This window comes from Bradyrhizobium sp., from assembly GCF_017881085.1.
In the GTDB taxonomy this organism is placed as follows: domain Bacteria; phylum Pseudomonadota; class Alphaproteobacteria; order Rhizobiales; family Xanthobacteraceae; genus Bradyrhizobium.
Genome location: NZ_JADGRI010000202.1, coordinates 1 through 9,957 on the forward strand (window position 1 = coordinate 1; position 9,957 = coordinate 9,957).

The window sequence follows — 9,957 nt, forward strand, 5'->3', positions numbered from 1 at the left end:
GCCGCTGCAGATCGACATCGTTTCCGACGTGGTGTGCCCGTGGTGCTATATCGGCAAGCGCCGCATCGAGAACGCGCTGGCGCTGACGCCGGACGTGCCCGTCGAGATCAACTGGCGTCCTTTCTTTCTCAATTCATGGGTGCCGCGTGAGGGCATCAGCCGCGACGAATATCTGACCGCGAAGTTCGGCTCGCCCGAGGCCTACAGGAACATCGCCGGCCGCGTCGTCGCCGCCGCCAATGAAGAGGGTCTGACCTACCGGCCCGAGCTGGTCCGGCGCCAGCCCAACACGATCGACTGCCATCGCCTGATTCACTGGGCCGACGCCAAGGGCAAATCGGCCGAGATGAAACAGCGGCTGATGGAACTGTATTTCCGCGACGGCGGCGATCTCACCGACATCGACGTGCTGGTGCAGGCGGCGGCCGATTGCGGCCTCGACACCGACGACGTCCGCAGGCGGCTGGCGACCGACGAGGATGTGGCGCTGATCTCGGCGCAGGCCAAGGACGCGTCCGACAAGGGCATCTCCGGCGTGCCGACGTTTGTGTTCGCGCAGAAATACGCCGTGTCCGGCGCGCAGCCCGCCGACCAGCTCGCCCGCGCCATCCGCCAGGTCTCGGCGGAAGTGAACGCGCAGGCGGCGGAGTAGCAAGCCGCATATGCCTCGTCATTCCGGGATGCGCCGCTTGGCGCAGGCCCGGAATCCATGACCTCCAATTGTGGTTATGGATTCCGGAGTCGCGCGCTGCGCTCGCGATCCGGAATGACAATATGTTCTAACGATCGCGGATCAAATGAACCGTGCGGCGCGCGAATTCGCGCACCAGCCCGCGCAGCATCATCGCCGCGTGGATCACCGCCACCGCCGGATCGTTCCGCCGCAGCGGAATCAGGACGTCGCCGATCGCGAAACGTCCGCGCCAGATCGGGTTGATCATCGGATGATCGGCGCTTGCCGTGGAGTCGGCCGTGGCGATGGTGGGATCGGCGCAGAGATGCCGGGTCAGGTCGAGCGTCAGCTGAACGCCCGGTGAGAATTTTGCGAACTTCTCGTCGATGCCGAGCTTGAAGAAGAAGGCGCGGTCCTGGTGGCGAAGCACGATTCCCGCTGATACCGGCGTGGTTCCGGCATAGAGCGTCACGATCTCGCACTGGCCTTTTTCGGCGAGCGCCGGCGCGGCGCACCTGGCAAAGGCCGCGTCGCCCTCGTCCTGGATCAGCGCGGTGCCGCGCTTTCCTTTCCAGCCGCTGGCCTCCAGCCGCAGGAATGTCTCGAGCGCGGCGGAGACTTCCTCGCGCGTGCGCGCCACGTCGAAACGGATATCACCGTGCTCGGCCAGCCGATGGCGCTGGCGGCGCAGCTCCTTCAGTTTCTTGGATCCCAGCGCATCGCGCAGCAATTCGTCGGCATCGCGGGTGGCATCGAGGCAGGCGCGAAGCTGCGATTGCAGCACACGCGGATGCAAGCTCTCCTGCCGCAGCACCTCGCGAAGGGTTCTCATGGCGGCGCCATCGAGCGACATGTCGCGCAGGATCAGCGCATGGGCGCCGGCCTGCCGTGCCGCGCGCAGCAACCCCGTCGCGGCCTCATGCGCCCTATCGCGGTCGAGCGGCGGCGTGCAGAGCGTGCCGTAGGGATGGGCGCTGACCAGTGCGGGCAGGGGGATCCGGTAGGCGCGCATCATCGAAATGACCGGCATCAGGCCGATCAGGCGCGTCACGGCGTCCGGCGCGGCATCGCTTCGCGCTGATAGCGCGGACGCGCCGGTGCGGCCGTTGGCAAAGGCGTTCACCGCGAGTTCCCAGGGCGGAAGATAATAGCCGTTCGGCTCGATCGCGCGCTCGGAAAGCCGGTGCCATTGGCTCAACGGGACCGCCGTCAGCGGGCGCAGGCCTGCGGCATCTCTCACCGATGCGCGACCGACTGCGGCTGTGTCAGCAATCTCGACCACGGTCCCCGTTTCCCCGTTCGCGAGGAAGCGGCGCGCCAAAAGCGCCGCACTCTCCACGCGTTGCCGGGGAATGCTAGCGCAAAGATTGGAAAACACCGTTGGCGCCGGCCGGCAATTTGACCGGTAATGTTAACCCGGCGTTTACCGTCCGGACGCGGTGAGCGACGCCAGAGCGGGGTCTACGGCTGTGCGGGCGCGGGGGATTTTTCCCCAAGCTGTGCCAGGCATTGCAGAATGTAATCCGTCCTGTCTCTGGCCGGCACGCGCGCAATCGCGGCCCTGTAACGGCATTCGATCTGCTCGCTTTGCCTGGCGCGGGGTTTCTTCGCCGCCAGCGAATACTGCCGAACCCTGCGCAGGATTATGGGTGAACCGTCGGATTCGAACCGCAATTCGTATTTCTTGCCGTTCCTGTCGATTGCGCTGCACGTGATGCTGGAAACCTGCAGCAGCGCAAAATTTCCAACTTGCCGGCATGCGCCGGTCGCGGGTTCGGCTGATGGCACGGGCAGGCCGTCGGCCTTCGGCCTGTCCTTCGAACTCAGCAGCATGCGGTCGATCGGCAGTTCCAGGAGGTTGTCCTCGTTCCTCCGGCCGTTTTCACCCGAAAACGAGATGACGTGGCTATTGTCCGCGGGATCGTCGAGCGCGATCGTGAAATTGGTCCGGCCTTCCTCGTTATGGAAGAAGCCAATGGTCCTGCACGTGAAATCGCGGCCTGCGATTTTGAGCATGCTGCATCTGCCCGTCATCAGCGCGAAGATATCGGTGTCCGGTTCCTGCGGCTTGGCGTCATTGGCGACAGCCATCACGGACCCTGCCGGCTCGGCAATCGACGGCGTGGCAAGGAAGACAAGGGCGACGGCGAAAACGTGCCGGCAGAGGTGCATCGTCAGACTCGATGGAAAGGACATGGGATCGAACCGGCACCGTGTAGCATCATTTGGATCATCGGTTGGCTGAAATCGGCTCTGCCACATTTTTCCGGTCCAGCGTCGAATAAGCGATGCCCATGATGACGCTGTAGGTCAAGAGCATCGCGAGCGAGAAAAGGGCAGGACGCGCGCCGAGCCCCGCCCGGCCCGCGAATAGGCCCTGACCCAGCACCGGAAACAGCAACACGCCCATCGCGATCCAGCCGAAGACCCCGAAGACAACCCCCTTCGCGGCCCCGCTGCGGCCCGGCAGCACGCGAAAAAGCCGGCCGAATATGATCCCAAGTACGACCGCACCATTGAGAAACGACAACGCCCAGGGAATCGCAGGAGAAACGGAGCCGCCGACCAGCCCACTCAAAGCCTCCTGTATGTCCTCATATGGGTGAAAGGATGGCAGCCAGCCCATCCAGGATTTCAGGAACATCAGGCCGGAATGCGCGGCGCTGCCGCACAGGCCGGCGGCCAGGGATTTCCAGATCCTCTCAGTGCCCGGTCCCGTCATCGGCTGGGCGGAACGAAATGATCCCCGACGCTGGCGGTCTGCGCGGTCGCGGTGTCGGTCGCCCTGATCTCGATGGCGGCGGGACGCTCGGGCACCATCGCGGCTGCCACCTGCACCGACAGACGGAGTTCGCGGGTCTGATCCTGTCCGACCTCGACGATGAGCCTGCCGTCGGCGGCGGGTTCGACGCCCGAGACATGAAGGGCCGCGTTCGGCAGGCCCGATATATCGAGCGCGAAGCTGCGGCTACTGCCCTTGTTCAGGATGCGCAGGGTGTAGTCGTTGCGCACGCCGCCGTCCGATAACTGCACGTAGAGCGGATTGCGCTCGTGCAGCAGGTTGACGCTCATCGAGCTTCGGGTTGCCAGCGCGTACAGCATGATGCTGCCGACCAGGGCGATGATGCCGCCGTAGAGCAGGGTTCGCGCCCGGATCAGGCGATAGACGGGCGGCTTGCCGGCCAGCCGGCGCGCACCGTTGATGTCGGTATCGTAGGCGATCAATCCAGTGGGGCGGCCGATCCCGCTCATGATGTTGTCGCAGGCGTCGATGCACAGCCCGCACTGGATGCAGCCGAGCTGGATGCCGTTGCGGATATCCACGCCGGTCGGGCAGACATTGATGCACTGGTGACAATCGATGCAGTCGCCGGCGGGCTGGCCGTGCTCGCGCAACTGTTCGGCCTTCTTGACCGACGTCCGCGGCTCGCCGCGGTCGCGGCGATAGGTGACGTTGAGCGCCCACTCATCCGTCAGCGCGGCCTGGATCCGCGGCCACGGGCACATGTAGATGCACATCTGCTCGCGGGCATGGCCGGCGAAGAGATACGTGGTGGCGGTCAGGATCGCGATCCAGAGATAGGCGACGAAAGGCGCCTGAAGGGTCGCCAGATCCTTCACCAGCGTCGGGGCGTCGGAAAAGTACAGAACCCAGGCACCGCCGGTCCACCACGCGATCATCAGCCACAGGAAATGTTTTGTGGCGACCTGTCGGATGTGCCTGAACGTCCAGCCCTTCCTGTCGCCCAGGATGCGCTCGCGCCGGTCGCCTTCGACGAAACGCTCCACGGCGTAGAACAGATCGGTCCAGACGGTCTGGGGGCAGAGGTAACCGCACCACACGCGGCCGGCCACCGCGTTCATCAGAAACAGCGTCATCGCCGCGATGATCAACAGGCCGGTGAAATAATAGACCTCCTGCGGCCACAGCTCGATGAAGAAGAAATAGAAGCGGCGATGCGGGAAATCGACCAGCACCGCCTGTTCGGGCAGGCCGGGCCCGCGGTCCCAGCGGACGAAGGGCAGCAGGTAATAGAGGGTCAGCGTCAGCCCAAGGATCGTCCATTTGATCCGGCGAAACCTGCCGTGAACCGCCTGCGGATAGACCTTCTTGCGCGCTTCGTAGAGCGGGCCCACGATGATGGTGTCGTCCATGACTCCCCCGGCACTCCCCCAATACTTCCCTTGAACCGGGTTGGCGGCTCGCAGGTGACGGGAGCGACTGTTGCTCAATAATCCCCGGTCGAAGCCATCGCCTTGCGATGGCTCAAACGCGGAAGGGAATGCCCGGCGAGCTTCAGGCCGATTGCGAGAACGCGCAGCCCTCGCGCAGGCCGAGTTTCCTGAAGATGATCGCCGCGGGACAGAACCCGGTGATCGAGGCCTGGAACATGTTCAGCCCGGCGAATGCGGTCAGCAAATACCAGTAGGGACTGACCGCGTAGCCGAGCGCCAGCCCGAGCAGAACCACAAATCCCGCGAACATCAGCACTGCCTTATCTACGTTCATGACGTACTCCTTTGGGTGGGTTTGAAACTCATCAGGACCGGGCGAGCCCGGCCTTCGTCCATGCGACAATTTTTTGCGCGTCCATCGCGCCGGAAATCCGCGAAATCTCGCGGCCGCCCTGCATCAAGAGAAGGGTAGGGATGCCGCTGATCCCGAGCTGCGAAGAGACGGTCGGAGCCTGATCGGAGTTGAGCTTCAAGAGGCGAACCTTCGGTTCGAGCGCCTCTGCGGCGCGCTCGAACATCGGCGCCATCGCGCGGCACGGACCGCACCACGGCGCCCAGACGTCGACCAGCACCGGGATATCGTTGTGCGCCACATGGCGGCCAAAACCCGCTTCGTCGACCTCGATGGGATGGCCGGTGAAGATGGGCCGACGGCACGATCCGCAGCGCGCAGCATCCGGCGCCCGCTCGGCCGGAAGGCGGTTGATTTTGCCGCAATGTCCGCAGACGATCTGTCGGCCGGTACTCATGCTGCTGGCTCTATCTCTTTGACCTTGGCGATGTTGAGCTTGTCGAGCAGGAAGCGCTCGTAGAACGGTTCGCTCTCGCCGCGCCGGATCTTGCGCAGGAAGTATTTTTCGAAGGCGACCTTGGCGTAGTGAACCCATTCGCCTTTCGAGGACCAGTTGACGTTGCGCGGCGGAATCTGCGGCTGCGCCAGGAAGGCGACGCCGGAATCGCCGAAATCCGCGAGACAAATGGCGTTCCAGGTCGGCTGCGCCGTCGGCTTTTCGCCCCGCAGCAGCGCGCCGATGTTGCGGGCGGTCGCCGTCACCATCGATTCGATCATGAAACCGGTTTTCGGCACGCCGACCGGGACGGGGGTGGCGCCGACCGGCGCGATCGCCACGCAGACGCCGATGGCGAACACGTTGGGGTATTCCGGATTGCGCTGGTACTTGTCGACGATGACGAAGCCGCGGGGATTGGTGAGCTTCTCGATGCCGCGGATGGCGGCGACGCCGCGAAACGCCGGCAGCATCATCGAATAGGCGAACGGCAGCTCGTGGTTCTTGCGAACCGAGCCGTCGTCCGCGAGTTCCTCGACCGACATCGTGCCCGGTGTGACGCTTTTCACCCGGGCGTTGGTGATCCACTTGATGTGCTTTTCGCGCATCTCGCTTTCGAGCAGGCCCTTGGTGTCGCCGACCCCGTCGAGACCGAGGTGGCCGATATAGGGTTCGGAGGTGACGAACGTCATCGGCACGCGGTCGCGAAGCTTGCGGCGGCGCAGCTCGGTTTCGAGAATGAACAGGAATTCGTAGGCCGGGCCGAAGCAGGACGCGCCCTGCACGGCGCCGATCACCACGGGGCCGGGATTGGCGGCGAGCGTTTCGAATGCCTGCCTCGCGTCGGAGGCGTGATCGACATGGCAGATCGACTGGGTGTGGCCGTCCGGTCCGAGCCCCGGGATTTCGTCGAAGGCAAGCTCCGGTCCGGTCGCCACCACCAGATAATCGTAGTCGATCGTCGTGCCGTCCGCGAGTTCGATACGGTTTTCTGCAGGCTTTACCCGCTGCGCGCCCTGCGTCAGCAGGCGGATGCCCTTTCGATTCATGACATCAACGAGGTCGACCTCGATATCCCTGCGCTTGCGCCAGCCGATCGCCACCCAGGGATTGGAGGGGACGAAGTGATAGACCGGTCCCTGCGAAATGACCGTCAGGCGGTCTTCCTTCCGCAGCTTGGGTAACAATTCATAAGCCATCAGCGTCCCGCTGAGACCCGCTCCGATAACGACGACTTCCGCCATACCTGCCTCCGTTGATGCGTTCCTTTGAGATGCGGCGGGCCAGTTGAACTCCGGCTTGTCTCGCCTTGCGTGTTGACTATATATTCGTATTATCGTATATACGCAAGTATGAAAATGAACATTGACGTGATGGAAGCCGCCGCCGATTCGGCGAGCGATCTCCTGAAGGCGCTGGCCAATCGCCACCGGCTGCTGATCGTTTGTCAGTTGATCGACGGCGAGCGCTCGGTCGGCGATCTCGCCGAATTCCTCGGCCTTCGCGATTCCACGGTGTCCCAGCATCTCGCGCTGCTTCGCAAGGATGGCCTGGTCTCCGCCCGTCGCGATGCGCAGACGATCTACTATTCGATCGCGAGCGAACCCGCGCGCGAAATTCTGACCGCGCTCTATCGCGTCTACTGCACCCCCGCGACCAGCAAGGCCGCGCAGAAAAAAACTACGCGGGCGTGAGCTGCGATGCCTTGAGGCAGGTCAAGGACCACGCAGCGAACGCCGACAAGATGTGACCTCCGGCTTCCAGCCCCTGTCAGGCTATTCATGATTGCGAGCATAAAGATGCGTAGATTGACAGCGATAGCGGCGTGGGCCGCGCTCGCCGCGAGCACGTCGTTCGCCGGTGCGGAAACGCTCACGGTCGCACCCAGGATGGTCGCCGACGAGAAGGCGGTGTTCGCCACCGTCGAGAGCATCAGCGTCGTGCCGGCCCGCGGGCGCATCGGCGGCACGATTGTTCAGCTCAACGTCAAGGAAGGCGACAGCGTCACGCGCGGACAGGCCATCGCCGTGATCGCCGACGAAAAGCTCGCGCTGCAGATGAAGTCGCTGGATGCGCAGATGCAGGCGCTACAGGCACAGGCGGACCAGGCGCAAATCGATTTCACCCGAACCGAGGGATTGGTCGATCGCGGCATCCTGCCCCGGACCAAGCTCGACGAGACGCGGACCGCGCTCAACGTGGCCGAAAACGGCCTGCGTGCAAAGACCGCCGAGCGAGCGGTCATTCAGCAACAGTTCGATGAAGGGCAAATTCTGGCTCCCGTCGACGGACGCGTGCTGAAGCGGATGGTGTCGGTCGGGTCGGTCGTCCTGCCCGGCGATACCGTCGAGATGATTGCCCAGCAGGATTTCAAATTGCGCCTGCGGGTGCCGGAGCGTCACGCCAGCTTCCTGAAAGCCGGCGACAAGATTCGCGTCGACGGTGCGGAGTTCGGCGAAGCGGCTTCGAAATCCGGCGTGATCGATCTGGTGTATCCGCAGATTGAGGACGGCCGCGTCATCGCCGACGCCAGCGTCAAGGGGCTGGGGGAATATTTCGTCGGCGACCGCTTGCGGGTCTGGATCTCCGGCGGCACGCGAACCGCCTTCGTGATCCCGTCGAACTATGTGACGACCCGTTTCGGGATTGACTACGTCCGTCTCCGTCAGGCGGACCAAACCGTCGCTGCGCCGGTGCAGCGCGGCCGCGATCTGCCGTCGCCCGAGCTTCCCAACGGCCTTGAAATTCTCTCCGGCATTCGTGCGGGCGACCAGCTGGTGCAACCATGAATCTCGGTCTGTCCGGGCGGCTGACCCGGGCGACGATCAGTTCGCCGCTGACGCCGCTGTTCCTGCTCGCGTCGCTGATCGTCGGCCTGATCGCCGTGGTCGTAATTCCGCGCGAGGAAGAGCCGCAGATCAGCGTGCCCATGGTCGATATCAGGGTCAACGCCGATGGATTGCGCGGGCCCGACGCGGTCGAACTCGTCACCAAGCCGCTGGAAGCCATCGTCAAGGGCATCGACGGGGTCGAGCACGTCTACAGCCAGACTGAAGATGACCGCGTGATGGTGACCGCGCGGTTTCTGGTTGGCACCAAGTCCGACGATGCGATCCTGCGCGTGCACGAGAAGATCCGCGCCAATCTGGACCGCATCCCCGTCGGCATTCCCGAGCCCCTGATCGTGGGGCGCGGCATCAACGATGTCGCCGTCGCCGTGCTCACGCTGTCGCCGAAGCCCGAGGCCGCCGGTCGCTGGTCGGACAAGGATCTCTACGAGCTCGCCGACAAGCTGCGTTCCGAACTGATGAAGGTCGACAGCATCGGGCTGACCTACATCTCCGGCGGCGCGGCGCAGCAGATCAGGGTCGAGCCGGACCCGGAGAAGCTGGCGCTGTTCGGCGTCACCCTGCAGCAGCTCGTCGCCAAGGTGAAGGACGCCAACCGCTCCTTCCTGGCCGGCCAGGTCCGCGACGCCGGCATCGTTCGCAGCGTCGCGGCCGGGCAAACGCTGTCGGGAATCCCCGATATCGGCCTCTTGCTGATTTCGACCCGGGATGGGCGGCCGGTCTATGTCAAGGACGTCGCGTCCGTGGTGATCGGACCGAGCGCGACCGAACACCGGGTCTGGAACGACGCGCGCGACCGCAAGGGCCAATGGGAGCGCGTTCCCGCAGTCAGCCTGGCGCTGGCCAAGCGGGCCGGCGCCAATGCGGTTGTCGTCTCCGAGGATATCGCGCAACGGCTCGAAGGCCTGAAGGCGCGCCTGATTCCGGATGACGTCGAGGTCACCGTTACCCGCGATTATGGTGAGACCGCCAACGAAAAAGCCAACGAGCTGTTGTTTCATCTCGGCCTCGCCACGCTCTCGATCGTGCTGCTGATCGCGATTGCGATCGGCTGGCGCGAGGCGCTGGTCACGCTGGTGGTGATCCCGACCACGATCCTGCTGACGCTGTTTGCCGCGAACCTGATGGGCTACACCATCAACCGCGTCAGCCTGTTCGCGCTGATCTTTTCCATCGGCATCCTGGTCGACGACGCCATCGTGGTGGTCGAGAACATCGCCCGGCATTGGGCCATGAAGGACGGCCGGCCGCGCGTGCAGGCCACCATCGAGGCCGTTGCCGAGGTCGGCAACCCGACCGTGGTGGCGACCCTGACGGTGGTGGCGGCGCTATTGCCGATGTTGTTCGTGTCGGGGCTGATGGGCCCCTATATGGCGCCGATCCCGGCCAACGCGTCGGCGGCGATGCTGTT

11 protein-coding genes are annotated in these 9,957 nt (G+C 64.3%); 4 read left to right on the forward strand and 7 right to left on the reverse strand.

Annotation, left to right across the window (positions count from 1 at the left end):
* A partial coding sequence (locus tag QZ213_RS18335) for a DsbA family oxidoreductase (protein ID WP_291687512.1) occupies positions 1-652 on the forward strand: 652 nt, incomplete at its 5' end.
* Positions 653-779: 127 nt separating this feature from the next.
* Here the strand turns inward: QZ213_RS18335 and QZ213_RS18340 are convergent.
* The 7 genes from QZ213_RS18340 to QZ213_RS18370 all read right to left on the reverse strand — a co-directional run bounded on the left by QZ213_RS18340 (position 780) and on the right by QZ213_RS18370 (position 6,941).
* Entirely contained in the window at positions 780-1,955 is a 1,176-nt protein-coding gene (locus tag QZ213_RS18340) for a GNAT family N-acetyltransferase (protein WP_291687513.1), read from the reverse strand.
* Between the two features lie 179 nt (positions 1,956-2,134).
* Positions 2,135-2,764 (reverse strand): hypothetical protein, encoded by a 630-nt coding sequence (locus QZ213_RS18345; RefSeq protein WP_365885071.1) that lies wholly within the window; start codon positions 2,762-2,764, stop codon positions 2,135-2,137.
* Positions 2,765-2,903: 139 nt separating this feature from the next.
* The gene (locus tag QZ213_RS18350) at positions 2,904-3,395 is read right to left on the reverse strand and encodes a DUF6789 family protein (RefSeq protein ID WP_291687514.1); all 492 of its coding nucleotides are present in this window, start codon (positions 3,393-3,395) and stop codon (positions 2,904-2,906) included.
* Positions 3,392-4,828, reverse strand: coding sequence for a cytochrome c oxidase accessory protein CcoG (ccoG, locus tag QZ213_RS18355; RefSeq protein ID WP_291687515.1), 1,437 nt, complete (start codon positions 4,826-4,828; stop codon positions 3,392-3,394). The genes QZ213_RS18350 and ccoG overlap by 4 nt, the downstream gene beginning before the upstream one ends.
* A 142-nt stretch (positions 4,829-4,970) precedes the next feature.
* Positions 4,971-5,183, reverse strand: coding sequence for a DUF2892 domain-containing protein (locus tag QZ213_RS18360; RefSeq protein WP_291687516.1), 213 nt, complete (start codon positions 5,181-5,183; stop codon positions 4,971-4,973).
* Between the two features lie 31 nt (positions 5,184-5,214).
* Entirely contained in the window at positions 5,215-5,658 is a 444-nt protein-coding gene (gene trxC / locus QZ213_RS18365) for a thioredoxin TrxC (RefSeq protein WP_291687517.1), read from the reverse strand.
* Positions 5,655-6,941, reverse strand: coding sequence for an FAD-dependent oxidoreductase (locus QZ213_RS18370; RefSeq protein WP_291687518.1), 1,287 nt, complete (start codon positions 6,939-6,941; stop codon positions 5,655-5,657). Before QZ213_RS18370 ends, trxC begins: the two co-directional genes overlap by 4 nt.
* Positions 6,942-7,070: 129 nt before the next feature.
* Here QZ213_RS18370 and QZ213_RS18375 point away from each other — a divergent pair, with 129 nt between their 5' ends.
* The 3 genes from QZ213_RS18375 to QZ213_RS18385 all read left to right on the forward strand — a co-directional run.
* Entirely contained in the window at positions 7,071-7,391 is a 321-nt protein-coding gene (locus QZ213_RS18375) for a metalloregulator ArsR/SmtB family transcription factor (RefSeq protein ID WP_291687521.1), read from the forward strand.
* A 105-nt stretch (positions 7,392-7,496) separates the two neighbouring features.
* Positions 7,497-8,486, forward strand: a complete 990-nt coding sequence (locus tag QZ213_RS18380; RefSeq protein ID WP_291687519.1) for an efflux RND transporter periplasmic adaptor subunit — start codon at positions 7,497-7,499, stop codon at positions 8,484-8,486.
* A partial coding sequence (locus tag QZ213_RS18385; RefSeq protein ID WP_291687520.1) for an efflux RND transporter permease subunit occupies positions 8,483-9,957 on the forward strand: 1,475 nt, incomplete at its 3' end. The genes QZ213_RS18380 and QZ213_RS18385, both read left to right, overlap by 4 nt.

What these genes read in the sequence shown, in the direction of transcription:
- QZ213_RS18345 (WP_365885071.1), bottom strand. Translation starts at nt 2,764, where the DNA reads ATGGCTGTCGCCAATGACGCCAAGCCGCAGGAACCGGACACCGATATC.
- QZ213_RS18350 (WP_291687514.1), bottom strand. Translation starts at nt 3,395, where the DNA reads ATGACGGGACCGGGCACTGAGAGGATCTGGAAATCCCTGGCCGCCGGC.
- ccoG (WP_291687515.1), bottom strand. Translation starts at nt 4,828, where the DNA reads ATGGACGACACCATCATCGTGGGCCCGCTCTACGAAGCGCGCAAGAAG.
- QZ213_RS18360 (WP_291687516.1), bottom strand. Translation starts at nt 5,183, where the DNA reads ATGAACGTAGATAAGGCAGTGCTGATGTTCGCGGGATTTGTGGTTCTG.
- trxC (WP_291687517.1), bottom strand. Translation starts at nt 5,658, where the DNA reads ATGAGTACCGGCCGACAGATCGTCTGCGGACATTGCGGCAAAATCAAC.
- QZ213_RS18370 (WP_291687518.1), bottom strand. Translation starts at nt 6,941, where the DNA reads ATGGCGGAAGTCGTCGTTATCGGAGCGGGTCTCAGCGGGACGCTGATG.
- QZ213_RS18375 (WP_291687521.1), top strand. Translation starts at nt 7,071, where the DNA reads ATGGAAGCCGCCGCCGATTCGGCGAGCGATCTCCTGAAGGCGCTGGCC.
- QZ213_RS18380 (WP_291687519.1), top strand. Translation starts at nt 7,497, where the DNA reads ATGCGTAGATTGACAGCGATAGCGGCGTGGGCCGCGCTCGCCGCGAGC.